The sequence below is a fragment of the Kitasatospora sp. NPDC087315 genome (genome assembly GCF_044744345.1).
Classification (GTDB): domain Bacteria; phylum Actinomycetota; class Actinomycetes; order Streptomycetales; family Streptomycetaceae; genus Kitasatospora.
In genome coordinates this window covers 25,608-49,848 of the sequence record NZ_JBIUYD010000005.1, presented here as the reverse complement: position 1 = coordinate 49,848, position 24,241 = coordinate 25,608, and the positions used below count along the sequence as shown (strand labels likewise).

The following is a 24,241-nucleotide window of genomic DNA, read 5'->3' as shown; positions in this document are numbered from 1 at the left end:
CCACCCGCTCGTCGGCCGGTCGCGGCCCGTCCGACCACCACTTGTGCCGTCGTCCGGGCATGCGAAGGGCGGCGCGCTCCGACGGGGTGACCGTACGGGGCGCGCCGCCCGGGTGGGCTCTAGATCTGTGCGGTCAGCAGACGGCCGCCAGTTCGGCGGACGGCGCCGGAGCCGAGACATCGCCGGCCTCGGCCGCCCGGAGACGGGCTATCAGCTCCTCCCGGGCGCGGGCGACCCGGGAGCGGACGGTGCCGACGGGGCAGCCGGCCACCTCGGCGGCCTCGGCGTAGCTCAGGCCGACCACCTGGGTGAGCACGAAGGCCTCGCGGCGCTGCGCCGGCACCCGGTCGAGCAGGTCCCCGAGGGCGACCCCGTCCTCGAAGCCGGCGGTCGGCGGGATGCTCTGCCGCTCGGCGGCCTCCTGCCAGTCGGGCAGGGCGGCGCAGCGCGGACGGGCGGCGGCCGTGCGGTAGCGGTCGATGACCGTCCGCCGGGCGATCGACAGCAGCCAGGTCCGGGCGGAGGAACGTCCGGCGAAGCCGGGCAGACTGCGCAGGGCGCGCAGGAACGTTTCCTGGGCCAGGTCGTCGGCGGACTGCACATCGGTGAGGTGGGCGACGAACCGCCACACGTCCCGCTGGGTGGCCCGGACGAACGCCTCGACGTCGGCCGCCCGGCCCTCGCGGGCGGCCAGGGCCAGCGCGGTCAGCTGGTCGTCATCCACGGCGGCCTCCCACCCGGCCGGATCGGGCCGCCGGGCGGTGCGGGACGATGGTCGCATGAGATGCGCCCATTTCCGTACCGCTCTGTCCACCCGTCTCGACGGTGAGCCGGCCGGTGTGCCGGACCGGCGGCTGGACAAGCACGTCGCGCGGTGCGCGGCCTGCCGGGAGTGGCTGGAACAGGCCGAACGCCTGCGGGCGCCGGCCCTGACGGGTCTGCCCGACGGGCCCTCGGCCCAGTGGTCGGCGCAGCTCTTCGCCCGTCTGGGGAAGGACGGCTCCGGTACGTCGGGCGGCTCCGGCAGGGAGGCCGGCCCCGGCGCGACGGTCTGCGTGGGTGCGGTGGGCGTCTCGGCCGGTCGTCCCGGGCAGGGGGACGGCGGGCCGGTGCGGTAGGACGGTGGCGTCGGGCGAGGCCGGTGCGCCGTCGTAGTCAGGCATGGAAGGTCCTGAGGTCAAGGTCTGGGCGCGGTGCCGTTGCGGACGGCACCGGCGGCGTCGGTGGGCGGGCGCGGGGAGCCGCGTCCCGGAGGAGACGGCGGGCGCGGGCCCGGGCCCCGGCGCGCGGCCGTCAGGGGACGGCGCGGCGCAGGGCGACCTGCCCGCGGCGGCGGAGTCCGGGCGGCGGGCGCGTCAGAGGGCGGACGCGAACGCCGGCGGGCCGCGCCGGACGAGGGCATGGGAGAGCAGCACCAGCCGGGGGAGCCGGGCCCGCCGCTCGGCCGGTCTCGGCGAGGCCGGGGGCTCGTACCCCTGCGGGCGGGCGAACAGCGCCAGCAGCGGGACCAGCAGCACACCGGCCACCACGGCGCCGAGCGCGCCCAGCAGTTCGAACATTCTGGCCAGTGCCGTCTCGCCGCGCCAGAGCAGCAGGGCGCAGGCGAACGCGGCCAGCACATGGGCGGCGATCATCCCGGCCGACATGCCGTGCGCCGACATGTCGTGGCCAGGCATCCCGCCCATTCCCGGCAGATGGGACGAGGACACCCCTGAGGCCATTTCCGAGGAGACCCCTGACGAGGACATCCCCGACGAGGACATCCCCGGCATGCCCGCGGACATCCTCGATGCCTCGACACCCGCCGCGCCGTGCGAACCCAGTCGGTGCAGGCCCGACACGGCGCGCAGCCCCTCGGTCGGCGGGATGTCGGGATCGATCCCGGCCATCCTGGCCAGATCGGTGGGCGAGAGCCCGGCGGGCGCCCGCTCCGGATTGCAGAGCAGCAGCGCCGTCCAGTCCGTCGTGGTGAGCCGGCCCAGACCGGTGCCGCCGGCGGTGAGCGCCCCGGCCTGTTCGAACACCAGGTGCAGCGCGCTCTGCGCGGCGACCATCCAGACGCTGATCAGGCCGAGCCCGCGTCGCCGCCCGGCGAGCAGCCAGGTGAATCCGAGGGTGAGGCCGAACGCGCCCACCAGCACCGGCGGGGAGACCCCCGCGCCGGCCATGGCGACGTGCGCCGTGGCGGCCAGCGCCACGCACAGCGCGGCGAAGACCACGGCGCGCAGCGAGCGGATCCGGTCGGTCATCACGATGGCACTCATCGTCGCACCCGCCCCCACCGCCCCGTACTGCCCCCTCCGGTATTGGCCGGTTCCATGCCGGTGGGAGTATGCCCGGCCCGCCCGGCCGGGCCGGGCCGACGGACCCCCGGAGGTCGCGCGGTAGAGACGGTTCGTACGGTTGACGAGTACTCGATTGTCCGTTCTGGCGCGGGACCGCCGCCCGTGCCCGCCCGTAGCGCTCGGGCACCCCGCGGCGGAGCGCCGTCGGGTCGGCGGCGGCACGGGCCGGTGGGCACGGAGAGGCGGGCGGAACGGTGTACTGGCTGATTCACGACTATCGCGAGGACGATCTCGCGGCGGTGGTCCGTCCGATCGACACCACGGCCGAGCTGTCGGTGTTCTCCCTCGTGGAGTGCATCGGCACGGACATCACCTCGCGCGTCCGCGGCCGAACCCTGCATGCGACCGTCTGAATATCCTTCAATCGTACGGTCGTTGCGGTTTGACACCATTCGGTCGGTGCTCCCTAAATGTGCTCGTCACAGCACGTCAGGTGGGCACCGACCGGACAGGAGGCCCGGCATGGGCACAGTCACCGAACCCGCGGCCCCGGCCGTCGACCTCGCCGACCCCCGCTTCTGGCGGCTGCCCGCCGCCGACCGTGCCGCGGCCTTCGCCGAACTGCGTGCCCTGCCCGCCCCGGTGTACTTCGGCGAGCGCCCCGCCGCCGGCCGCCCGGGCAGCGCCAGGGGCTTCCACGCCCTGGTCCGGCACGCCGACGTGGTCGAGGCCAGCCGCACCCCCGCCGTCTTCCTCAGCGGACCGGGCGTCACCACCCCCGAACCCGCCCGCTGGGTCCGGCTGCTGTTCGGCGACTCCATGGTCAACCTGGACGACCCCCGGCACGCCCAGCTGCGCCGGATCGTCTCCCGGGCGTTCACCCCGCGCCTGATCGCCCGGGTCGAGGACGACATCCGCCGAGTGGCCGCCCAGCTGGTCGACGGGGTGGTGCGGCGGCGGCCCGAGGACTTCGTCACCTCGGTCGCCGCCGAACTCCCCTTCCAGGTGATCTGCAACATGATGGGCATCCCCGAGGAGCCCCGCCGCGCCATCCTCGACCAGGTCAACCACGCCTCCGAACACACCGGCGTGGCCCGTCCGCTGCGCAGCCGCATCCGCGTCCCCGGGCGCGGGCTGCGGGCCCTCGCCAGGATGCAGGGCATGGTCGCCGAGCTCGGCCGCGAGCGCCGCCGCCGGCCCACCGACGACCTGATCTCCGCCCTCGTCACCGCCGACGTGGACGGCCGCCGGCTGAGCGGGCGGGAACTCGGCGCCTTCTTCTCCCTGCTGCTGGTCGCCGGCGTCGAGACCACCCGCAACGCGCTCGCCCACGGCCTGCACCTGCTGACCGTCCACCCCGGGCAGCGCGCCCTGCTGCTCGGCGACCTCGACCGCTACCTCGGCGGCGCGGTGGACGAGATCGTCCGCCACTCCACCCCGATCATCCAGTTCCGCCGGACCCTGGCCGCCAACCACGAACTCGGCGGCCCCGGCGGCACCCTGCTGCGCGAGGGCGAGAAGGTGGTGCTCTTCTTCGGTTCCGCCAACCGCGACGAGGCCGTCTTCCCCGACCCGGACGCCTTCGACCTCACCCGCACCCCCAACCCCCACCTCGGCTTCGGCGGCGGCGGCCCGCACTACTGCCTGGGCGCGCACCTCGCGCGGCAGGAGATGAAGGTGCTCTTCCGTGAACTGTTCACCCGGCTCCCCGAGGTGCGCTCGGTCGGCGAGCCGGAGCTGGTCCCGTCCAGCTTCGACCACCGGGTCCGGTCACTGGGGTTCACCTTCTAGGGGGGCCGGGGCTTCCAGGGGGGCCGGGGCGTCCTACCCGCCGGTCGGGATGCCCCGGTCGGCCTTCACCCGCTTCATCGTCAGATGCGAGTTGACCTGCGCGATCCCCGGCAGCCCGGAGAGCACATCGGTGATGAACCGCTCGTACGCGGCGATGTCCGCCACCGCGATCCGCAGCAGGTAGTCCGGCTCGCCGAACAGCCGGTGCGCCTCCACCACCTCCGGCAGCTCCGCGACCCGGCGCTCGAACTCCGCCACCGTCTCCCGGTCCTCGTGCCGCATCGTGATCGTCACGAACGGCTGGAAGCCCCGCCCCACCGCCGCCCCGTCCAGCAGCGCCCGGTAGCCGAGGATCGCGCCGTCCTGCTCCAACTGCCGTACCCGGCGCAGGCACGGCGAGGGGGTGAGGTCCACCCGGGCGGCCAGCTCCGCGTTGGTCAGCCGACCCTCCTGCTGGAGCTCGTGGAGGATTCTGCGGTCGATTCGGTCCATGGCGCAACATTCTGCCAAAACCGGGCCCGGAAGGGCATGAAGTGGCCATCGGATGCCAGCCTCATCCGGCTACTGTCAGTGACCGGAAACCGCCCGAACGAGCACGACAGGTCACCGCCCATGGACACCCACGCCCTCCTCCTCTTCCTGGGGGTCGACCTGCTGCTGGTCTGCACCCCCGGCCCGGACTGGCTCTACATAGCCGCCCGCGGTCTCGGCCAGGGCCGCCGCGCCGCCCTCACCGCCGTCGGCGGCGTCTGCGCCGGCTACGCCGTCCACACCCTGCTCTCCAGCGCCGGACTCGCCGCCGCCCTGCGCGCCGTCCCCGCCGCCCTGCCCGTGCTGCGCCTCACCGGCGCCGCCTACCTGCTGGTGCTGGCCGTCACCATGCTGCTCGCCCTCCGCCGGGGCGGTGCCGCGACCGCCCTCGCCGCGCCCCGGCCGCAGCCCACCGCCACCGTGCTGCGCCAGAGCATGCTCACCGCCCTGCTCAATCCCAAGGGCCTGCTGCTCTACCTCTCCCTGGTGCCGCAGTTCGTCGACCCGGCCGCCGCCCTGCCGCTCGGCGGGCAGGTCCTCGTCCTCGGCTCGCTCAACGTGCTGGCCTGCGCCGTGGTCTACGGCCTGGTGGCGCATGCCAGCGGGCGGCTCGGCGGCCGGTTCGGCGGCACTCCGCGGGCGGCCCGCCGGCTGACCGCCGTCTCGGCGGTGCTGCTGATGCTGGTGGCGGGCGTCACGGCGAGCGCCTGAGATCCGGAGCAGAATGCGGGCATGACCGAGCGTTCGTTCCGCCCGCTGCCCGCTGAGCCCGCCGAACCTGCTGAGCCCGGTGGGTCCGGTGGGTCCGGTGGGTCCGGCGGCGACCGGCCCACCGCGGACGCCTGGGCCGCCGTCGGCGGGCCCGCCGGGCTGCTGGACCGGGTCTCGTTCCGCGGCCCCGATGCCGTCCTGGCCTCCGGACTGCCCGTCCGGCAGCTCGCCCGGGCGACCGTCGCCGCCTGCTCGCTCGCCGCCGCCGAACTCGCCGCCCACCGCGACGGCGGCCCCGTTCCCGCCGTCCGGGTGGACCAGGGCGCCGTCGCCACCGCCTTCGTCAGCGAGCGTCACCTCCGGATCGACGGCCGCGCCCCGGTCGGCTTCGCCCCGTTCTCCGGGTTCTGGCAGGCCGCCGACGGCTGGGTCCGCACCCACGCCAACTACCCCCACCACAGGGTCCGGCTGCTCGCCGCCCTCGGCCTGCCCCCGGACACCGCGCCCGAACGGTTCGCCGAGACGCTGCGCGCGCAGTCCGCCGTCCGGATCCAGGAGCGCGCGTACGAGGCGGGGGCGCTCGCCGTCGCCGTCGCACCCCCGGGCGAGTCCACCCACCCCCTGATCGAGTCCCGGACCGTCGACGCCGCCCCCGCCCGCCCGCTGCCCGCCGCCCCGCTGCCCGCCGCCGGCCTCCGGGTCCTCGACCTCACCCGGGTGACCGCCGGCCCCGTCGCCACCCGCACCCTCGCCCTGCTCGGCGCGGACGTGCTGCGGATCGACTCCCCGCACCTGCCCGAGGACGAGGACGCCCACGCCGACACCGGCTTCGGCAAGCGCTCCACCCGCCTCGACCTCGCCGACCCCGCCGACCGCGCCGCCTTCGAGGACCTGCTGGCCACGGCCGACGTCGTGGTCAACGGCTACCGCCCCGGGGCCCTCGACCGCCACGGTCTGGCCCCCGACGCCCTGCTCGAACGCCGACCAGGGCTGATCGTCGCCCAGCTCTGCGCCTGGGGCTGGACCGGCCCGTGGGCCGACCGCCGAGGCTTCGACAGCCTGGTCCAGGCCGGGACCGGCATCGCCGCCCTGACGGCCGCCGCCGACGGCCGCCCTGGCGTCCTCCCCGCCCAGGCCCTCGACCACGGCACCGGCTACCTGATCGCCGCCGCCGTCCTGCGCGCCCTCACCGACCAGCGCACCGGCCGGCCCGGCGGCCGTCACCTGCGGTTCTCGCTGGCCGGCACCGCGTCCTGGCTGGTCCGCGGCATCCGGCCCGAGGAGGGGACGGCCGGGGGCCCGTACGGTCCCGCCCCCTGGCTCGCCGAGACCGGCTCCCCGTACGGGCGGCTGCGCCACGCCCTCCCGCCGATCGCCTACGAGGGCGGCCCCACCGACTGGGCCCGGCCGCCGGGGCGCTGGGGGACGGACGCGGCCGTCTGGCGCTGACGGGCCGCCGGACCCCGGTGCCGGCATCGGGGCCATGACCGCTCACGCGACCGACTGCACCTGGCCCGGCGAGCGGTGCCCGGTCCTGACCGAGATGTACTGCCTGACCGTGGCCGAGGGGCTCGCCGCGGCGGAACTCCGCCGCCGCTCCAGGGCGCTCCCGGTGAGCCCGGCTCGCCGGGCCCGGCTCACCGGCTCCGGTTCGGTGGCGGGCTCAGACACCGGCCGGGATCTGCTTCGCCCGGCTGCGGACCTGGAAGGCCGTCACGATCTCGATCAGACCGAGGATCACCAGCCAGCACCCGGCGAGGACGGTCAGGGCGGCGATCGAACCGACCGGCCAGATCATCAGCAGCACGCCGGCCAGCGTGTTGGCGACGCCCGCGAAGGCCTGCCAGCCGCGCGCGGGCATGTCCGGGTCGGAGGCCGCGGCGGCGAGCTGGGTGATACCGCGGAACAGCCAGCCGATGCCGATCCAGATCGCCAGCAGCAGCAGCGACTGCACGGCGCTGCGGAAGCAGAGCAGCCCCAGCAGCACGCAGATCGCGCCGCTGATGAAGGCCAGGACGCGCATCGCGGTGGTGGCGTGCGTGCCGAAGGCGGCGACCAGCTGCACGATGCCGATGATCAGCAGGTAGAGGCCGAACAGCACGCCCACCACCAGCAGGGTCTGCTTCGGCCAGACGAAGACGATGATCCCGAGGGCGAGGGAGGCGAGTCCGGCGAGCAGCAGGACCTGCCAGGCGGCCTTGGCGAGCGTTCCGAGCGGTCCGGCGACCGGGGAACCGTCGGGGGTGATGAGTGGGGAGACCACGGTGGCGTACTCCTGATGGCTGGATGGCTGGATGGCGGGGGATCGGGGGAGCGGGGTGAGCGGTTGCGGGGGGAAGCGACGGGGCAGGGGACGTCTTTCATGATCGCCACGGGTGCGGGGTTCCGCCCGTCGGATACGCCCGTTCGGGGGACGGCGGGGTCTGTCGAACGGCAGCGGAACTGATTGCTCCTCAGTCACCCGAATGACATCTTCCGCTCACCCGGCGTCGATACCGTCCTGCGGTATGACTTCTGAAGGGTGGGGGACCCCTCCGGTCGAGCCGATCAGCCAGCACTACATCGTCTGCGGGGGCAACGCGCTGGCCCACCGGCTGGTCCTGGAACTCGTCGAGCACTACGAGGTTCCGGTGGTGGTGCTGCTCCCGGACCGCACCCGCGACCACGCGCCGTGGATCGAGCAACTGCCCGGAGTGGCCGCCGTGGTCGAGTGCGCGGGCATCACCGAGGAGGCACTGCGGGCCGTCCGGGTCGAGACCGCGCGCGGCCTCGCGCTGGTCGACGGCCACGACGAGGAGAACATCCATGCCGCGCTCGGCGCCCAGGGCTGCAACCCGGACATCCGCATCGTGCTCCGGATGTTCAACCAGCGCCTCGGCGAGAACATCCAGCACCTGCTGAAGAACGGCGCCGCGCTCTCCGGCTCCGCCACCGCCGCGCCCGCCTTCGCCGCCGCCGCGCTCTCACGCCCCAACTCCGTCCAGGTCGGCGACCGCTTCCTGCACATCGCCTACGACGGCGACATCGACTCCGGCCGGATCTGCGTGGTCGCCGACCAGATCGACCGACAGGACCTCAGCCGGATCCGCCTGCTGCCCGACCAGGACGGGGACTCGGCCGCGTTCGTCCGGCTGGCCAGGGAGTTCGGCGACGACGGGCCGATCCGTCCCAGTGGTGTCCGGAGACCGCCACCGGCCGCGGAGACCGGGGTGGAGGAGGGCGGGCCCGGGGAGCCGGAGGCGGCGGTCGGCGGGGTGGCGGCCGGCGGGGTGGCGGCTCTGCAGGCGCTGCCCAGCGAGCCGCCGGTCCTGATCGGCTGGTGGCGCCGGCTGCGCTGGCGGCTGCTCGACACGCTGCGCTTCTTCACCAGTGCCCGGCTGCGGCTGGTCCTGATCACGGCACTGGCCGCCGTGCTGCTCGCCTTCGGCCTGCTCTGGTACCTCAACCGGGACTTCGGCTGGTCGCTCTACGTCTCGCTGCTCGACCTGGCCGGTGCCGCCCAGCCCGACCAGCCCGCCGAAGCGACCGCCGGGACCGGCACGGGCGGCGCCTGGCAGCGGGTCGCCCAAGTGGTGATCACCTTCTGCGGCATCACCTTCGCCCCGGTCGCCACCGCCATCATGGTCGAGGTGCTCGGCTCCGGCCGGCGCGGCCAGCCCCGCAACCCCGGCGCCGGTACCCGGGACCACGTCATCGTGTTCGGCCTGGGCAATGTCGGCACCCGGGTCGCCGCCCAACTGCACGGGCTGGGCGTGCCGGTGGTCTGCGTCGAACGCGACCCGCAGGCGCGCGGCATCGCCGCCGTCCGGGCGCTCGGCATCCCGGTGGTGGTCGGTGACGGCCCACTGGAGGAGCAGCTGCGCCGGGCCCGGCTGAAGCACGGCCGGGCCCTGGTCGCGGTCAGCGGCGACGACGCCACCAACCTGGAGGCGGCTCTGGAGGCGCGTCACGGCAAGCCCGGAATCCGGGTGGTGGTACGGCTGTTCAATGACGACTTCGCCCGGCACGTGTACGCCACGCTGGACAACGCGGCGTCCCGGTCAGTCTCCTACCTCGCCGCACCCGCCTTCGCCGCCGCCCTGATGGGGCGCGAAGTGCTCGGCACGCTCTCGGTGTTCCGGCATGTGCTGCTGATCGCCGAACTGCGGGCGGAGGAGGGCGGCGGCCTGGTCGGGATGAACCGGCACGACCTGGAGGACCCGGGCGGCGTCCGGGTGATCGCCGTCCGCCCGGCCGACAGCCCCGGGGCCTACCGGTGGAACTACGCCGACCGCACCCGGGGGCTGGTGCCCGGCGACCGGATCGTGGTCGCCGCCACCCGGAGCGGGCTCGCCCGCATCAACACGGCGCTGGTGGGGGAGGGCTGACGGGTGGGCGGGTCCGGCGGTAGCCGGTCCGGCGGCCAGCTGACGGGCGACAGGTTTCGGATAACAGATAACAGATGTTGAAATCTGTTATCTGTTATCTGTTATCTGTTATCCGTCATTCGTCGGCCGTCACCTGAAACCCGTCAGCGGTGGGTGAAGGACGGCGGCCGCTTCTCGGCGAAGGCGGCCATGCCCTCCTTCTGGTCGGCGGTGGCGAACGTGGCGTGGAACAGCCGCCGTTCGAACCGGACGCCCTCGGCGAGGGTGGTCTCGAAGGCGCGGTTGACGCTCTCCTTCATCATGATGCTGGCGGGGGTGGACATCGCCGCCACGGTCTCGGCGGTGGCCAGCGCCTCGGCCAGCAGCTGGTCGGCCGGGACGATCCGGGAGACCAGACCGGCCCGCTCGGCCTCCTCGGCGCCCATCATCCGGCCGGTCAGGCAGAGTTCCATCGCCTTGGCCTTGCCGATCGCCCGGGTCAGCCGCTGCGAACCGCCGATGCCCGGGATGACGCCGAGCTTGATCTCCGGCTGCCCGAACTTCGCGGTGTCCGCCGCCAGCAGGATGTCGCAGAGCATCGCCAGCTCGCAGCCGCCGCCCAGCGCGAACCCGGCCACCGCGGCGACCACCGGCTTGCGCAGCTCGCCGAGGCGGTCCCACGGACCCAGCCAGTCGTCCAGGTAGACGCCGGGGAAGGTGTTCCCCTGCATCTCCTTGATGTCGGCGCCGGCCGCGAAGGCCTTCTCCGAGCCGGTGATCACCAGACAGCCGATCTCCGGGTCCCGGTCGAAGGCGGTGGCGGCCGTGACGACCTCGTTCATCAGCTGGGTGTTCAGCGCGTTGAGCGCCTTCGGCCGGTTGAGCGTGATCAGCCCGACCCGTCCCTTGCGCTCGACGAGGATCGTCTCGTAGGTCTCGGTCATCGCCATTGACTCCCATGTCGCTGCTCGGCACCACGTGGGTGCGCCCTGACCACCCAACGATCTACGACACGGGTCGCCTCGCGCCAGTCTTGCCATGCGAGACGGTCGTCACGGGTGCCGGGATCCGGCCGTGGCCCGCGCGGCCGGTCAGAACCGGACGTCGTACCGCCCGGCGGCCTGCTGGACGGCCTCCGGTTTGACCTCGCCCCGGCGGGCCAGCGCGGCGAGCGCGGCCACGGTGACCGACTCGGCGTCCACGCCGAAGTGGCGGCGGGCGGCGGCGCGGCTGTCGGAGAGGCCGAAGCCGTCGGTGCCGAGCGAGGTCCAGTCCTGCTCCACCCAGGGGCGGATCTGGTCCGGCACCGCACGCATCCAGTCGCTGACGGCCAGCACCGGTCCGGGCGCGCCCGCCAGGACCCGGGTCAGGTACGGGACGCGGGCGGTGCCGCCCGTCCCGGCGGCGGCCCCGGCCAGGTTGGCGGCGTCGCAGGCGAGCGCCTCGCGGCGCAGCTCCGTCCAGGACGGCGCCGACCAGACGTCCGCCGCCACCCCCCACTCCTCGCCGAGCAGGCGCTGCGCGGCGAGCGCCCAGTGCACGGCGGTGCCGGAGGCGAGCAGCTGGATCCGGGGCGCGTCCGGCCCCGGGCGGTCGGCCTCGCGGAAGCGGTAGAGGCCACGCAGGATGCCCTCGGTGACGCCCTCGCCCGTGGGTATCGGCGGCTGCGGCCGGGTCTCGTTGTAGACGGTGACGTAGTAGAAGACGTCCTCGCCGTCCGGCCCGTACATCCGGCGCAGGCCCTCGCGCACGATCACCGCGATCTCGTAGGCGAACGCAGGGTCGTAGGAGAGTGCGGCCGGGTTGGTGGAGGCGATCAACTGCGAGTGCCCGTCGGCGTGTTGCAGCCCTTCGCCGGTCATGGTGGTGCGCCCGGCGGTGGCGCCGACCAGGAAGCCCCGGCCCAACTGGTCGGCCAGCGCCCACATCTGGTCGGCGGTGCGCTGCCAGCCGAACATCGAGTAGAAGATGTAGAACGGGATCACCGCCTCGCCGTGGGTGGCGTACGCGGTGGCGGCGGCCGTCAGCGAGGCCATCGAACCGGCCTCGGTGATGCCCTCGTTGAGGATCTGGCCGGTCGCCGACTCCTTGTAGTGCAGCAGTTGGTCGCGGTCCACCGGGTCGTACGTCTGGCCCAGTGGCGAGTAGATGCCGGCGGTGGGGAAGAGCGACTCCATGCCGAAGGTCCGGGCCTCGTCGGGGACGATCGGCACCCAGCGGTGGCCGGTCGCACCGTCCCGCATCAGCTCCTTGACCAGGCGGACGAAGGCCATGGTGGTGGCGATCTCCTGGCTGCCCGAGCCCTTGCGCAGCGCCTCGAACGGCCGGTCGGGCAGCTCGGGAAGCGGGGTGAAGCGCACCCGGCGGGCGGGCGCCGGCCCGCCGAGCGCGGCACGGCGCTCGCGGAGGTACCGGGCCTCGGGGGAGTCCGGTCCCGGGTGTGCGTACGGGACCAGACCCTCGCCCAGCACGCTGTCGGGGATGGGGAGTTCGAGAAGATCGCGCATGGCGCGGAACTCGCTGCCGGAGAGCTTCTTCATCTGGTGGTTGGCGTTGCGGGCCTCGAATCCCGGGCCGAGCGTCCAGCCCTTGACGGTCTGGACCAGCACGACGGTCGGTGCGCCCCGGTGTTCCAGCGCGGCCCGGTACGCCGCGTACACCTTGCGCGGCTCGTGGCCGGCCCGGGAGGTGGCGACGGTCTCCAGCAGGCGCGCGTCGTCCAGGGTGTCGGCGAGAGCGCGCAGCGCGGGGTCGCCCGGCCTGGTGAAGAGGTGGTCGCGCAGATAGCCGGCGTCCGAGGCGGCGTAGGTCTGGAACTGTCCGTCCGGCACCTCGCGCAGCCGGCGGACGAGCGCGCCGGTGGTGTCTCGTGCCAGCAGATCGTCCCAGGCCTCGCCCCAGAGCGATTTGACGACGTGCCAGCCCGCGGCCCGGAACTGCCGCTCCAGCTCCTGCACGATCTTGCCGTTGCCGCGTACCGGGCCGTCCAGCCGCTGGAGGTTGCAGTTGATCACGAAGGTGAGGTTGTCCAGCCCCTCGCGGGAGGCCAGCGCCAGGGCGGCGGTGGCCTCGGGCTCGTCCATCTCGCCGTCCCCGAGGAACGCCCAGACGTGCGATCGGGAGGTGTCCTTGATGCCGCGCGCGGTCAGGTACCGGTTGAACCGGGCCTGGTGGATCGCGGACAGCGGGCCGAGGCCCATCGAGACGGTCGGGAACTCCCAGAACCACGGCAGCCGGCGCGGGTGCGGATACGACGGCAGGCCGCCTCCGCCGGCCTCCTGCCGGAAGCGGTCCAACTGGGCCTCGTCGATGCGTCCTTCGAGAAACGCCCGGGCGTAGATCCCCGGCGAGGCGTGGCCCTGGAGGTAGAGCTGGTCGCCGGAGCCGTCGGTCTCCTTGCCGCGGAAGAAGTGCTGGAAGCCGACCTCGTAGAGCCAGGCGGCGGAGGCGTAGGTGGCCATGTGTCCACCCAGGCCGCCGCGCTGGTTGCCCCTGGTCACCATGGCGGCGGCGTTCCAGCGGTTCCAGGCGGTGATCCGCCGCTCCATCGCCTCGTCGCCGGGGAAGGCCGGTTCGGCGGCGGTCGGGATGGTGTTGACGTACGGGGTCTCCAGCAGCGGCGGCACGTCGAGGCGCCGTAGTTCGGCGTGCTCGACGAGGCGGCGCAGCAGGTGGGCGGCGCGATGCGGTCCGCCGAAGTCGCTGGCGGCGTCCAGCGAGGCGCGCCACTCCGCGACCTCCTCCGGGTCGTGGTCGGGAAGCTGGTCGAGCTGGGACACGGGTGGTTCCCCTTTGCCGGGTGTGCGTCGTTGCCGGGTATGCGTCTGGCGCCAATTCCAGGATGTGGAACGGCATTCCTCTCTACGGAAGGTAGGGAGTGCGGATGGGCGAGTCAACCGTTACTGGGCGGTAATGTGAGCGATGATCGATCATTTCTATACGAACTATTATGTCGGGAGGGGCCGCGACGAGGCGGAGCCGGGACGTGTCCGGGACGGAGCCGCCCGAGACGCGGCCTACAGCGACCCGGCGTACTCCAGCACGTGCTCGGCCAGCAGCCGACCGACCTCCCGGTCCTGCCGGCGGAAGGCCTCGATCAGCGGCCGGTGGTCCGCCGCGTTCTCGTGCAGTTCCGGCCGGACGCGGTGCAGTGACAGGACCGTCCACACCTCCACGCCCAGCCCCTCCCAGGTGCGCAGCAGCACCTCGTTCCCGGCGGCCGCCACGATCTCCCGGTGGAACGCCACCCCGTGCCGGGCCTGCCCGAGGGGGTCGCCCGCTGAGGCCGCCCGCTCCATCAGCTCCGCGTGCCGCTCCAGTGCGGCGGTGTCCCCGCCCAGCCGCTCCACGGCCAGCTCCGCCGCCAGCCGCTCCAGCACCGCCCGTACCTCGTACACCTCGCGCAGCTCGGCCGGGCTGATCTCGCGGACCCGCACGCCCCGGTTGGGCTCCGAGTCCAGCAGGCCCAGCGCCTGGAGCGCCCGCAGCGCCTCCCGCACCGGGGCCTGGCTGACGTTCAGCTCGGCCGCCAGCCGCCGCTCCACGATCCGGTCGCCCGGCTGCCACCGCCCGCTCATCAGCCCGTCCAGCAGCAGCCCGCGCACCTGCTCGCCGAGCGGCACCCGCGACAGCGGATCGCCGTCGTCCGGCAGCTGCTGGTGGACCGGGTGGCCGGGCGTCATGCGGGCTCCTGCGGGGAGGGGTGCGGGCGGCCAGCGTACCGGGGCGGGCCGGCGTACCGGGGCGGTCGGCATGCCGGGACGGTCGGGGCGCCGGGGCGACCGGCTCAGGCCAGGCCCAGCTCGTCGTCCTCGCGCGGGGCGAAGTGGCGGGCGACCTCCGCGTCCGTGACGGCGGACAGGTCCGCCGGGGACCAGTGCGGGTCGCGGTCCTTGTCGACGACCTGGGCGCGGATGCCCTCGACCAGGTCGTGGCCGGCCAGGGCCGCGCAGGAGATCCGGTACTCCTGGTTCAGCACCGCCTCCAGGGACGGCAGCGTACGGGCCCGGCGCAGGGCGGCGAGGGTGACCTTGACGGCCGTCGGCGAGTTGGCGAGCAGCTGCTCGGCGGCCTCCTTGGCCTCCGGGACGCCGGTGCCGAACAGCCGCTCGACGATCTCCTCGACGGTGTCGGCGGCGTAGCAGGCGTCGATCCACTCCCGCTGCGCCGCCAGCGCGGCCGGCGGCGCGGGTTCGGCGTGCGCGGCGACCGCGCCGGTGAGGTCGCGGGGGTCGGTGAGGTCGCGGGGGTCGGTGAGCCCGGCACGCTCGGTGAGGCCGGCGAGCTCGGCGAGCAGGGCCGGGACGTGCGCCGAGGGGACGAAGTGGTCCGCGAAGCCGCAGAGCAGTGCGTCGCCGGGGCCCATCGAGGCCGAGGTGAGTCCGAGGTGGGTGCCCAACTCGCCCGGGGCGCTCGCCAGCAGGCGGCTGCCGCCGACGTCCGGCACCAGGCCGATCCGGGTCTCGGGCATCGCCACGGTGGAGCGCTCGGTGACGATCCGCACCGCGCCGTGCGCGGAGAGGCCGACGCCGCCGCCCATGGTGATGCCGTCCATCACCGCGACGTACGGCTTCGGGTAGCGGGCGATCAGCGCGTTGAGCCGGTACTCGTCCCGGAAGAACGCCCGCGAACCGGCCCCGCCCGCCTTGGCGTCGTCGTGGATCGCGCGGATGTCCGCCCCCGCGCAGAGACCGCGCTCGCCCGCGCCGGTCAGCACCACGGCGCGTACGGTGTCGTCCGCCGCCCAGCCGTCCAGCGCCTCCCGGACGGCGGTGACCATGCCGTGGGTGAGCGAGTTGAGCGCCCTCGGCCGGTCGAGCACGATCCGCCCGGTCCCGCCGTCCCGGTAGACCTGCACCTCTGCGCTCATCGGGCCTGCTCCCGTTCGTCGTTGGTCGTTCGTGGTCGGCCGTCGTTCGTCCGAAGATCCTGCCGCCACCGTACTGGGCGAGGCGAACGGGGGGAGCGAAAGGGCGGTACCGGGTTCCGGTACCGCCCTTTCGCTCCCCCCGCTCGCACAGTGGTTGCGCGTGCGGTGTCGGACCAGGCCCTACGGCACGACCCGGCCCGTCACCTCGCCGAAGCCGACGACGCTGCCGTCGGGGCCCGGGGCGGTGGCGGTGATGGCGACCTCGTCGCCGTTCTCCAGGAACGTGCGGGTGGTGCCGTCGGGGAGCTTGAGCGGCTCCTCGCCGTTCCAGGTCAGCTCGATCAGCGCGCCGCGGGTGTCCACCTCGGGGCCGCTGACGGTGCCGGAGGCGAAGAGGTCCCCGGTGCGCAGCGAGGCGCCGTTGGCCGTCATATGGGCGAGCTGCTGGGCGGCCGTCCAGTACATCGAGGCGAACGGCGGGCGGGAGACCGGGTGCCCGTTCAGCCGGATCTCCATCGCGAGGTCCAGGCCCCAGGGTTCGCCGTCCCGGTCGTCCAGGTAGGGGAGCGGGTCGACGTCCCGGGTGGGCGGGGTGACCCGGGCGTGCTCCAGGGCCTCCAGCGGGACGATCCACGGCGAGACCGAGGTCGCGAAGGACTTGCCGAGGAACGGGCCGAGCGGCACGTACTCCCAGCCCTGGATGTCCCGCGCGGACCAGTCGTTGACCAGGCAGACGCCGAACACGTGCTCGCGGAAGCCGTCCAGGGTGACGGGTGTACCGAGGGCGGACGGGGTGCCGACGACGAAGCCGACCTCGGCCTCGATGTCCAGCCGGCGGGTCGGGCCGAACGAGGGCGCCGCGTCGGCGGGCGCCTTGCGCTGCCCGTGCGGACGGACCACCGGAGTGCCGGAGACGACCACCGTGCCGGCCCGGCCGTGGTAACCGATCGGCAGGTGCTTCCAGTTGGGGGTGAGCGGGTCCGAGCCGGGGCGGAAGATCCGGCCCAGGTTGGTGGCGTGGTGCTCGGAGGCGTAGAAGTCGACGTAGTCGGCGACCTCGAACGGCAGGTGCAGCTCCACCTCGGCCAGCGGCAGCAGCAGCGGCGAGAGCGCGTCCCGGTACGACTCGTCGGTGAGCCATTCGGTCAGCTCGGCGCGCACCCGCGTCCAGACCGGGCGCCCGGCGCCCAGCAGCGGGTTGAGCGAGTCGGCGTCCAGCAGGACGGACGGCGCCCCGGCCGCGCGGGCGGCGGCCCCGGCGTCGAGGACGAACTCCCCGACGCGGACACCGATCCGTCGCCGGTCCGGCTGGTCGGCTGCGGTGAAGACGCCGTACGGCAGGTTGTGCACGCCGAACGGCGAGTCCTGCGCGCCGGCGAGCCAGCTGCGGGGGGTGGTCAACGCTCCTCCTGGGGCAGTGGACTGGGCGACAGCAGGCCGAGCCCGGCCAGGTCGTCCAGGGGTTCGGCGATGCTGCAGGTGCCGAACGCGGTGAACGAGTTCCTGATCACCGTAACCTGATGTCCGGTCAACTCGCCGACGGCCTTGGCCAGGGTCGCGCCGGAGCGCTCCGCCAGCACCTCGGCGGCGGCCGCCCGGTCGGTCTCCCGCGCGGCCAGCAGGACGTTCAGGAAGCCGTGGTGCTCGAAGCCGGTGACCGGGTCGGTGTGCCGCACGGCGTGGTGCAGCCCGGCGGTGCACTTGTACGGCAGCCCGCGCCGGGCGCAGCCGGTCAGGAAGCCGGCCAGCTCGTCCTCGTCCGGGAAGGCGCCGGCCACCAGCCCGCCGGTGCGGAACTTCGCCCGGTACGGGCTGTCCACGAGGATGTCCAGGGTCTCGTCCAGGCCGTCGCCGCGCAGGAGTTCGCGCGGCAGCTCGACGGCGGCCGGGACGTCCGGGGGCAGCAGCAGGTCGAGCGCGGCGACGGCCTCGCGGGCGTCGCGGGTGGCCAGTTCGACGCCCGCGACCTCGAAGGGCGCGGCGGCCGCGAGGGCCGGGCCGAGCTCGGCACTGCCCCCCGGCAGTACGAGCCCGACCCGCAGGGCGCCGCCGGATCCGGCGGTCGCCCCGGCCAACTCGCCCAGCCGGCCCGCTCCGCAGAGGAGCGGGCCGACCGCGTCGGCGTACCAGGCGGCACGGTACGCACGATGGGCGGGCACCGCCTCGGCGACCGGCAGGTTCCCCGGCGGGAACACCGCCGCGTCGTCGAAGAGGCCGCGGAACAGCTCGGGGACCGCGCTCATCGCCCGGGCCCCCGGCCCGACCAGGTCCAGGCGTAGTTGCCGTCCTCGCTCGCCCGGCCGCCCTCGCCCAGCTCCAGTGGCCGGAACGTGTCCACCATGACGGCGAGTTCGTCGAAGAACTCCACACCGATGCTGCGCTCGTAGGCGCCCGGCTGTGGGCCGTGGGTGTGGCCGCCGGGGTGCAGCGAGATCGAGCCCTGGCCGATGCCCGAGCCCTTGCGGGCCGCGTAGTCGCCGCCGCAGTAGAACATGACCTCGTCGCTGTCCACATTGGAGTGGTAGTACGGGACGGGGATGGAGAGCGGGTGGTAGTCCACCTTGCGGGGAACGAAGTTGCAGATCACGAACCCGTTGCCCTCGAACACCTGATGGGCCGGCGGCGGCTGGTGGATCCGTCCGGTGATCGGCTCGTAGTCGCGGATGTTGAAGGCGTAGGGGTAGAGGCAGCCGTCCCAGCCGACCACGTCGAACGGGTGGTGCGGGACGGTGTACCGGGTGCCCGCGACGCCGTTCGGGCCGCGGTGCTTGACCAGCACGTCGACGTCGCCGGCGGTGTCCGCCAGCAGCGGGCCGGCCGGGCCGCGCAGATCCCGCTCGCAGTACGGCGCGTGCTCCAGCAGCTGCCCGTATTTGGAGAGGTACCGCTTCACCGGGGTGATGTGGCTGTTCGCCTCGATGCAGTACGCGCGCAACGGCTCGTCGCCGGCCGGCACCCAGCGGTGCGTGGTGGCGCGGGGGATGACCACGTAGTCGCCCTGGCCCACCTCCAGCGCGCCGAAGACCGTCTCGACCGTGCCCGAGCCGGACTCCACGTACACGCACTCGTCGCCGAGACCGTTGCGGTACAGCTCGCTGGGGGCCCCGGCGGCGACGTACGAGATCCGCACGTCGCCGTTGCCGAGGACCAGCCGACGGCTGCCGACCACGTCCGCGGACTTCCACTCCTGGTCCGCGAACAGCTCGTGCAGCCTGAGGTGGCGGGGGAGCAGGGGGTGGTTGGGCACCGTGGACTGGTCCGGCAGCTCCCACGGCACGGCGTTCACGACGGCTGAGGGGATGCCCCGGTGGTAGAGCAGCGAGGAGTCCGAGGAGAACCCCTCCTCGCCCATCAACTCCTCGTAGTACAGCCCGCCTTCGGGTGTGCGGTGCTGGGTGTGACGCTTGGGCGGGATGCTGCCCAGCTGCCGGTAGTACGCCATCGTCCTGCTCCTCCTGGGCCGTTCGTCGGTTCCGCTCTGATCAGGGGTGTCGATCAGAGGTTGCCGCGGCGGTCCTGCTCGCGCTCCAGGGATTCGAAGAGCGCCTTGAAGTTGCCCTTCCCGAAGCCGAGCGAGCCATGCCGCTCGATGAACTCGAAGAACACGGTCGGCCGGTCGCCCTGGGGCTTGGTGAAGATCTGCAGCAGGTAGCCGTCCTCGTCCCGGTCGACCAGGATGCCGCGCTTCTTCAGCTCCTCGACCTCGACCCGGACCTTGCCGATCCGGGCACGGAGCTCCGGGTCGTCGTAGTACGAGTCGGGGGTGGAGAGGAACTCCACGCCGTTGGCCCGCAGGATGTCGACGGTGCTGAGGATGTCGTTGGTGGCGAGCGCCAGGTGCTGGCAGCCCGGGCCGCCGTAGAACTCCAGGTACTCGTCGATCTGCGACTTCTTCTTGGCGATGGCCGGCTCGTTGAGCGGGAACTTCACCCGGTGGTTGCCGCTCGCCACGACCTTGGACATCAGCGCCGAGTAGTCGGTGGCGATGTCGTCGCCGACGAACTCGGCCATGTTCACGAAGCCCATGACCCGGTTGTAGAACGCCACCCACTCGTCCATCTTGCCGAGTTCGACGTTGCCGACGGCGTGGTCCAGCGCCTGGAAGAACCGCTTCGGCTGCCCGGCGGGGCGGGTCACCCGGGTCTCGGCGGCCACGTAGCCCGGCAGGTACGGGCCGTGGTAGCGGGAGCGGTCGATCAGGGAGTGCCGGGTCTCGCCGTAGGTGGCGATCGCGGCGCGGCGCACGGTGCCGTGCTCGTCGGAGACGTCGTTCGGCTCCTCCAGCACGGTGGCGCCCTGGGCGCGGGCGTGCGCGATGCACTTGTCGACGTCCGGCACCTCCAGCGCCAGGTCGACGATGCCGTCGCCGTGCCGGCGGTGGTGGTCCAGCAGTGGGCTGTCCGGGGCGACACCGCCCTTGATCACGAACCGGCAGGAGCCGGAGCGCAGCACGAAGGACTTGCGGTCGCGGCGGCCGTTCTCGGGGCCGGAGTAGGCCACCAGCTCCATGCCGAACACGGCCTGGTAGAAGTGGGCCGTCTGGGTCGCGTTGCCCACCACGAAGACGACGGCGTCCTGGGCGATGACCGGGAACGGGTCCGTGGCGGGGTCGTGCTCGACGAGGCCGACGAGGCGGCGCAGCTGCTCGGCGTCGAGACCGGCCTCGCGTTCCTCAGGGGTCAGCTCAAGGGTGTGGGACTGCGGGGTCATCGGTCGTTCCTCCACATCGAGGCCTCGGCTCTGAGGCATCCGCTTGAGGCGGCCGCGCCGCAGGGGTGGCGGTGCGGCTGAGCGGAGAGCTTGCTCCTGTCTGGGGCGTTGGGCAACAGGTCGGGATTTCACTGTTCAATGTGTACAACGTGATCAGAGAATCCAAGGTCCGGCTGCACAAAGTGCACTGCCGTTCGGGGTGGTTTCACGAGGTCTGCATAACCGGGCCGGAGGGGGCGGGACCGTCAGGGGTGGTGGGGTGGGCGGGGTCGGTGGGGCCCGCAGGGTCGCCGGGGGAGGCGAGCGGGTCGGGGAGGCGGCGCAGGAACCAGTCCCGGGCCAGCTCGGCGACCCGGTCCAGGGTGCCCGGCTCCTCGAACAGGTGGCCGGCGTGCGGCACCAGCACCAGTTCACTCTCGCAGCGCAGCCGTGCCCGCGCCTGCCGGTTCAGGTCGATCACCGCGCCGTCCCGGGCGCCGACGATCAGCAGGGTCGGCGCGGTGGTACGGGCGAGGTCCGCGGCCGCGGCGAGATCCGGTCGCCCGCCCCGGGAGACCACGGCCCGCACGCGGTCGCCCAGCCGGGCCGCCGCCCAGAGCGCGGCGGCGGCGCCGGTGCTGGCGCCGAACAGGCCGAGCGGGAGACCGAGGGTCGCCTGCTGCCGGGGGATCCGCAGGGCCACGGCGGTCAGCCGGGCGCCCAGCAGCTCCACGTCGAACACGTTCCGACGGTCCGGCTCCTCGTCCTCGGTGAGCAGGTCGAACAGCAGCGTGGCCAGGCCCGCCCGGTTGAGGAAGGCGGCCACCTGGCGGTTGCGCGGGCTGTGCCGACCGCTGCCGCTGCCGTGCGCGAACACCACGACGCCGCTCGCGGCGGCCGGCACGGTCAGCCGGCCCGCCAGCTCGACGCCGTCGGCCGCCAGGGTCAGCTCGCGGTCCACCGCGGCGGTGGCGGGCGGGGGCGCGGCCCTGGCCTCGGCGAGGTGGCGCAGCACCTCGGCGTCCTCGGTCTGCGTGAAGTCGCCGTAGAACTCGCCGATCGCGAAGAACGGGGACGGCGTGCCCACGCAGATCAGTTCGTCGGCGGCCCCGGCGAGCCGGTCCGTCCAGTCCTCGGGTGCCACCGGGACGGCCAGGACCACCCGGGCCGCCCCCCTGGCCCGGACGATCAGGCAGGCCGCCCGGGCGGTGGAGCCGGTGGCGATGCCGTCGTCGACCACGACCACGGTGCGCCCGTGCAGGTCGGCGGGCGGCCGGTCGCCCCGGTAGCGGCGGGCCCGGCGCTCCAGCTCGGCGCGCTCCCGCTCCTCGACCCGGGTCAGCTGCGCGGAGGTGACGCCGGCGAGTCGCAGCACCTGTTCGTTGAGCACCCGGACGCCGTCCTCGCCGATCGCGCCCATGCCCAGCTCGGGCTGGGACGGCACACCGAGCTTGCGGATCACGCAGATGTCGAGCGGGGCGCCCAGGGACGCCGCCACCTCGGCGGCCACGGGCACCCCGCCGCGCGGCAGGGCCACCACGACGGTGTCGGGGCCGCGCAGATGGCTCAGGTGGGCGGCCAGCCGGCGGCCCGCGTCGGTGCGGTCGGTGAAGTGGGTACCGGTGACGTGCATGGCGCGGCCTCCGAGTTCCACCGTACGTCGGCGGGCGGGGCACGTGGGTGGTGGAGGGCGCGGGCGGGGAGGGGGTAACAGCGAACGGGACTCGCCCTGCTGATCACCCTCCCCCTGAAGCGGGGCCGCCGCCCGGCCGAGGGCGCCCGGCGACGCCCTCGGGCGAGGGGCGCGATGCCGCCGGACGAGGGCCGGCTGCGACGGGGGTCAGCTGCGCCCGGGCAGGAGTTCGGTGAGCAGGCCGCGGATGCGCCGGTCGATCTCGTCCCGGATCGGCCGGACCGCGTCGGTGCCCTGCCCGGCCGGATCGTCCAGCGTCCAGTCGAGGTACCTCTTGCCGGGGAAGACGGGGCAGGTGTCGCCGCAGCCCATGGTGATCACCACGTCGGACGCCTGGACGGCTTCCACGGTCAGTACCTTCGGTGTCTCGGCGGAGATGTCGACGCCGACCTCGGCCATCGCCGCGACCACGGCCGGATTCACGGTGGCGGCCGGGGCGGACCCGGCGGAGCGGACCTCGACGCGGTCGCCCGCGCGGTGGGTGAGGAACGCGGCGGCCATCTGTGAGCGGCCGGCGTTGTGGACGCAGACGAACAGGACGGACGGCCTTGACTCAGACACGGGCGGAACCTTCCGGAGTGACGGCCGTTCCGGCCGTCGTGAGGGCGGGCCGGGGAAAGAAGCGGCGGGTGGCCAGGGCGACCTGGACCAGCCCGATCAGCACGGGTACCTCGATGAGGGGCCCGACGACTCCGGCGAGGGCCTGGCCCGAGGTGGCACCGAAGGTGGCGATGGCGACGGCGATGGCCAGCTCGAAGTTGTTGCCCGCGGCGGTGAACGCGAGCGTCGTGGCCTTCGGATAGCCGAGTCCGACCGCGCGGCCGACGGCCATGGACCCGGCCCACATCACGGCGAAGTACACCAGCAACGGCAGCGCGATCCGGGCGACGTCGAGCGGCTTCGAGGTGATGGCGTCGCCCTGGAGGGCGAAGAGCACGACGATCGTGAACAGCAGCCCGTACAGGGCGAACGGTCCCAGCCGCGGGATCAGCCTGGACTCGTACCAGGCGCGGCCCTTGGCCTGCTCGCCGATCCGGCGGGTGAGGAACCCGGCCAGCAGGGGGATGCCGAGGAAGATCAGGACGCTCCGGGCGATGTCCCAGGTGGAGACGGTCAGCGCGGTCTGTTCCAGGCCGAGCAGGCCCGGGAGCACCGAGAGGTAGAACCAGCCGAGCAGGCTGAACGCGAGCACCTGGAACACGGAGTTCAGGGCGACCAGGACGGCCGCGGCTTCCCGGTGGCCGCAGGCCAGGTCGTTCCAGATGACGACCATGGCGATGCAGCGGGCGAGGCCCACGATGACGAGTCCGGTGCGGTACTCGGGCAGGTCGGGCAGGAAGATCCAGGCGAGCGCGAACATCAGGGCCGGGCCGACGACCCAGTTCAGGACCAGGGACGGGATCAGCAGGCGGCGGTCACGGGTGACGGTGTCCAGGCGGTCGTAGCGGACCTTCGCGAGAACCGGGTACATCATCACCAGCAGGCCGAGCGCGATCGGCAGTGAGACACCGGTGACCGTGACCTTCGCCAGCGCGTCACCCAGGCCGGGGGTGAGGCGCCCGAGGCCCAGGCCGGCCGCCATCGCGACGAGGATCCATACGGCGAGGAAGCGGTCCAGGAAGGACAGCCGTCCGGCGACCGGCCCCGCGGTGGCGGCTTCGGTGCTCATGACGCGGGCCCGGCGGGCTCGGCAGGTTCAGCGGGCTCGGGCAGCGGATGCCCTGCGGGACGGGTGAGGATCGCGGCGAGGCGGTCGGTCATCTGCGGCAGCAGCCGGTAGTACACCCAGGTCCCGCGCCGCTCGGAGTCGATGAGTCCGGCCTGCTTCAGCAGTTTGAGGTGGTGGGAGATCGTCGGCTGGGACAGGTCGAAGGCCGGGGTGAGGTCGCAGACGCAGACTTCCCCGCCCGCACGGGAGGCGATCATCGACAGCAGCCGCAGACGGACCGGGTCGCCCAGGGCCTTGAACACCTTCGCCAGTCCGTCGGCCTGGTCCTCGTCCAGGGGCGCGGTCAACAGGCCCGGGCAGCATCCGTCGATGTCCTGGCCGAGCACCACGAGCTCTTGTTTCGACATACTTCTATGTTGACGTTTTTCGATCCAGGGCGCAAGGCTGCATCGACAGGCGTCAATTCAGGGTGTTCGGGGGGTGTCATGTCCCGTGTCCGGCTGGCGTTCGACGTCGCCGATGCCGCACCGGCCGCCGGCCCGGTTCGGGCCCCGGTCCGCGCTCGACGGCCGAGCGCGCCGACGAGTCGGGCGGCGGCTTCGCCGCGCTCGGCCATGACGGCGGCGCCCTCGTCCGAGCGGTACCGCCCAGGACACC

22 protein-coding genes are annotated in these 24,241 nt (G+C 73.5%); 6 read left to right on the top strand and 16 right to left on the bottom strand.

All coding sequences use genetic code 11. The features are described 5' to 3' along the window. Positions 1-133 precede the first annotated feature (133 nt). Positions 134-781 (bottom strand): sigma-70 family RNA polymerase sigma factor, encoded by a 648-nt coding sequence (locus ACIO5D_RS09000; protein ID WP_400794446.1) that lies wholly within the window; start codon positions 779-781, stop codon positions 134-136. On the opposite strand from ACIO5D_RS09000, the gene ACIO5D_RS08995 reads away from it, so the two are divergent. Further along, positions 780-1,118 (top strand): zf-HC2 domain-containing protein, encoded by a 339-nt coding sequence (locus ACIO5D_RS08995; protein WP_363604549.1) that lies wholly within the window; start codon positions 780-782, stop codon positions 1,116-1,118. The genes ACIO5D_RS09000 and ACIO5D_RS08995 overlap by 2 nt on opposite strands. Before the next feature lie 237 nt (positions 1,119-1,355). On the opposite strand, the gene ACIO5D_RS08990 is transcribed toward ACIO5D_RS08995, so the two are convergent. Next, entirely contained in the window at positions 1,356-2,264 is a 909-nt protein-coding gene (locus ACIO5D_RS08990) for a hypothetical protein (protein WP_400794443.1), read from the bottom strand. A gap of 275 nt (positions 2,265-2,539) precedes the next feature. On the opposite strand from ACIO5D_RS08990, the gene ACIO5D_RS08985 reads away from it, so the two are divergent. Together ACIO5D_RS08985 and ACIO5D_RS08980 are read left to right on the top strand one after the other, a co-directional pair. Next, positions 2,540-2,698 carry a hypothetical protein gene (locus ACIO5D_RS08985; RefSeq protein WP_400649831.1) on the top strand — a complete coding sequence of 53 codons (159 nt, stop codon included), beginning with the start codon at positions 2,540-2,542 and terminating at the stop codon, positions 2,696-2,698. Between the two features lie 109 nt (positions 2,699-2,807). Beyond that, the gene (locus ACIO5D_RS08980; RefSeq protein ID WP_400794441.1) at positions 2,808-4,076 is read left to right on the top strand and encodes a cytochrome P450; all 1,269 of its coding nucleotides are present in this window, start codon (positions 2,808-2,810) and stop codon (positions 4,074-4,076) included. 33 nt (positions 4,077-4,109) lie between these two features. Here ACIO5D_RS08980 and ACIO5D_RS08975 read toward each other — a convergent pair whose 3' ends face one another. Next, positions 4,110-4,568: an Lrp/AsnC family transcriptional regulator gene (locus ACIO5D_RS08975; RefSeq protein ID WP_363604553.1), complete on the bottom strand. Its 459-nt coding sequence runs from the start codon at positions 4,566-4,568 to the stop codon at positions 4,110-4,112. 120 nt (positions 4,569-4,688) lie between these two features. Between ACIO5D_RS08975 and ACIO5D_RS08970 the strand changes: the two genes are divergently transcribed. Then, on the top strand, positions 4,689-5,318 hold the full coding sequence (locus ACIO5D_RS08970) for a LysE family translocator (protein WP_400794439.1): 630 nt from the start codon (positions 4,689-4,691) through the stop codon (positions 5,316-5,318). Positions 5,319-5,339: 21 nt separating this feature from the next. Further along, a complete protein-coding gene (locus ACIO5D_RS08965; RefSeq protein ID WP_400794437.1) occupies positions 5,340-6,767 on the top strand; it encodes a CoA transferase in 1,428 nt (475 codons plus the stop codon). Positions 6,768-6,981: 214 nt separating this feature from the next. On the opposite strand, the gene ACIO5D_RS08960 is transcribed toward ACIO5D_RS08965, so the two are convergent. After that, positions 6,982-7,581, bottom strand: coding sequence for a DUF308 domain-containing protein (locus tag ACIO5D_RS08960; protein ID WP_363604557.1), 600 nt, complete (start codon positions 7,579-7,581; stop codon positions 6,982-6,984). Between the two features lie 244 nt (positions 7,582-7,825). Between ACIO5D_RS08960 and ACIO5D_RS08955 the strand changes: the two genes are divergently transcribed. Beyond that, on the top strand, positions 7,826-9,685 hold the full coding sequence (locus tag ACIO5D_RS08955) for an NAD-binding protein (RefSeq protein WP_400794435.1): 1,860 nt from the start codon (positions 7,826-7,828) through the stop codon (positions 9,683-9,685). Between the two features lie 143 nt (positions 9,686-9,828). On the opposite strand, the gene ACIO5D_RS08950 is transcribed toward ACIO5D_RS08955, so the two are convergent. From ACIO5D_RS08950 to ACIO5D_RS08895, 12 genes are all read right to left on the bottom strand, one after another. Continuing rightward, a complete protein-coding gene (locus ACIO5D_RS08950; RefSeq protein WP_363604561.1) occupies positions 9,829-10,608 on the bottom strand; it encodes an enoyl-CoA hydratase in 780 nt (259 codons plus the stop codon). Positions 10,609-10,755: 147 nt separating this feature from the next. Beyond that, positions 10,756-13,443, bottom strand: coding sequence for a pyruvate dehydrogenase (acetyl-transferring), homodimeric type (gene aceE, locus ACIO5D_RS08945; RefSeq protein WP_400794433.1), 2,688 nt, complete (start codon positions 13,441-13,443; stop codon positions 10,756-10,758). A gap of 237 nt (positions 13,444-13,680) precedes the next feature. Continuing rightward, positions 13,681-14,346, bottom strand: coding sequence for a GntR family transcriptional regulator (locus tag ACIO5D_RS08940; RefSeq protein WP_400649816.1), 666 nt, complete (start codon positions 14,344-14,346; stop codon positions 13,681-13,683). A 104-nt stretch (positions 14,347-14,450) separates the two neighbouring features. Continuing rightward, positions 14,451-15,533 (bottom strand): enoyl-CoA hydratase/isomerase family protein, encoded by a 1,083-nt coding sequence (locus tag ACIO5D_RS08935; RefSeq protein WP_400794431.1) that lies wholly within the window; start codon positions 15,531-15,533, stop codon positions 14,451-14,453. 180 nt (positions 15,534-15,713) lie between these two features. Further along, entirely contained in the window at positions 15,714-16,934 is a 1,221-nt protein-coding gene (gene fahA, locus ACIO5D_RS08930) for a fumarylacetoacetase (RefSeq protein WP_400649810.1), read from the bottom strand. Next, positions 16,931-17,776 carry a hypothetical protein gene (locus ACIO5D_RS08925; protein WP_400649807.1) on the bottom strand — a complete coding sequence of 282 codons (846 nt, stop codon included), beginning with the start codon at positions 17,774-17,776 and terminating at the stop codon, positions 16,931-16,933. Before ACIO5D_RS08925 ends, fahA begins: the two co-directional genes overlap by 4 nt. Beyond that, entirely contained in the window at positions 17,773-18,975 is a 1,203-nt protein-coding gene (locus ACIO5D_RS08920; protein ID WP_363604571.1) for a cupin domain-containing protein, read from the bottom strand. Before ACIO5D_RS08920 ends, ACIO5D_RS08925 begins: the two co-directional genes overlap by 4 nt. A gap of 53 nt (positions 18,976-19,028) precedes the next feature. Then, positions 19,029-20,243 (bottom strand): 4-hydroxyphenylpyruvate dioxygenase, encoded by a 1,215-nt coding sequence (gene hppD / locus ACIO5D_RS08915; protein WP_363604572.1) that lies wholly within the window; start codon positions 20,241-20,243, stop codon positions 19,029-19,031. Positions 20,244-20,448: 205 nt separating this feature from the next. After that, complete coding sequence (locus ACIO5D_RS08910; protein ID WP_363604573.1) at positions 20,449-21,855, bottom strand: alpha/beta family hydrolase; 1,407 nt, start codon at positions 21,853-21,855, stop codon at positions 20,449-20,451. Positions 21,856-22,062: 207 nt separating this feature from the next. Continuing rightward, positions 22,063-22,476 carry an arsenate reductase ArsC gene (locus tag ACIO5D_RS08905; protein WP_400756325.1) on the bottom strand — a complete coding sequence of 138 codons (414 nt, stop codon included), beginning with the start codon at positions 22,474-22,476 and terminating at the stop codon, positions 22,063-22,065. Beyond that, complete coding sequence (arsB, locus tag ACIO5D_RS08900; protein ID WP_400794428.1) at positions 22,469-23,584, bottom strand: ACR3 family arsenite efflux transporter; 1,116 nt, start codon at positions 23,582-23,584, stop codon at positions 22,469-22,471. Before arsB ends, ACIO5D_RS08905 begins: the two co-directional genes overlap by 8 nt. Continuing rightward, a complete protein-coding gene (locus tag ACIO5D_RS08895) occupies positions 23,581-23,991 on the bottom strand; it encodes an ArsR/SmtB family transcription factor (protein ID WP_400756328.1) in 411 nt (136 codons plus the stop codon). The genes arsB and ACIO5D_RS08895 overlap by 4 nt, the downstream gene beginning before the upstream one ends. Positions 23,992-24,241: the final 250 nt, after the last annotated feature.

Bases quoted from the DNA above. Each gene is read 5' to 3' on its own strand.
- ACIO5D_RS08995 (WP_363604549.1), top strand. From the start codon at position 780: ATGAGATGCGCCCATTTCCGTACCGCTCTGTCCACCCGTCTCGACGGT.
- ACIO5D_RS09000 (WP_400794446.1), bottom strand. From the start codon at position 781: ATGCGACCATCGTCCCGCACCGCCCGGCGGCCCGATCCGGCCGGGTGG.
- ACIO5D_RS08990 (WP_400794443.1), bottom strand. From the start codon at position 2,264: ATGAGTGCCATCGTGATGACCGACCGGATCCGCTCGCTGCGCGCCGTG.
- ACIO5D_RS08980 (WP_400794441.1), top strand. From the start codon at position 2,808: ATGGGCACAGTCACCGAACCCGCGGCCCCGGCCGTCGACCTCGCCGAC.
- ACIO5D_RS08975 (WP_363604553.1), bottom strand. From the start codon at position 4,568: ATGGACCGAATCGACCGCAGAATCCTCCACGAGCTCCAGCAGGAGGGT.
- ACIO5D_RS08970 (WP_400794439.1), top strand. From the start codon at position 4,689: ATGGACACCCACGCCCTCCTCCTCTTCCTGGGGGTCGACCTGCTGCTG.
- ACIO5D_RS08965 (WP_400794437.1), top strand. From the start codon at position 5,340: ATGACCGAGCGTTCGTTCCGCCCGCTGCCCGCTGAGCCCGCCGAACCT.
- ACIO5D_RS08955 (WP_400794435.1), top strand. From the start codon at position 7,826: ATGACTTCTGAAGGGTGGGGGACCCCTCCGGTCGAGCCGATCAGCCAG.
- ACIO5D_RS08950 (WP_363604561.1), bottom strand. From the start codon at position 10,608: ATGACCGAGACCTACGAGACGATCCTCGTCGAGCGCAAGGGACGGGTC.
- ACIO5D_RS08940 (WP_400649816.1), bottom strand. From the start codon at position 14,346: ATGACGCCCGGCCACCCGGTCCACCAGCAGCTGCCGGACGACGGCGAT.
- ACIO5D_RS08935 (WP_400794431.1), bottom strand. From the start codon at position 15,533: ATGAGCGCAGAGGTGCAGGTCTACCGGGACGGCGGGACCGGGCGGATC.
- ACIO5D_RS08925 (WP_400649807.1), bottom strand. From the start codon at position 17,776: ATGAGCGCGGTCCCCGAGCTGTTCCGCGGCCTCTTCGACGACGCGGCG.
- ACIO5D_RS08920 (WP_363604571.1), bottom strand. From the start codon at position 18,975: ATGGCGTACTACCGGCAGCTGGGCAGCATCCCGCCCAAGCGTCACACC.
- hppD (WP_363604572.1), bottom strand. From the start codon at position 20,243: ATGACCCCGCAGTCCCACACCCTTGAGCTGACCCCTGAGGAACGCGAG.
- ACIO5D_RS08910 (WP_363604573.1), bottom strand. From the start codon at position 21,855: ATGCACGTCACCGGTACCCACTTCACCGACCGCACCGACGCGGGCCGC.
- arsB (WP_400794428.1), bottom strand. From the start codon at position 23,584: ATGAGCACCGAAGCCGCCACCGCGGGGCCGGTCGCCGGACGGCTGTCC.
- ACIO5D_RS08895 (WP_400756328.1), bottom strand. From the start codon at position 23,991: ATGTCGAAACAAGAGCTCGTGGTGCTCGGCCAGGACATCGACGGATGC.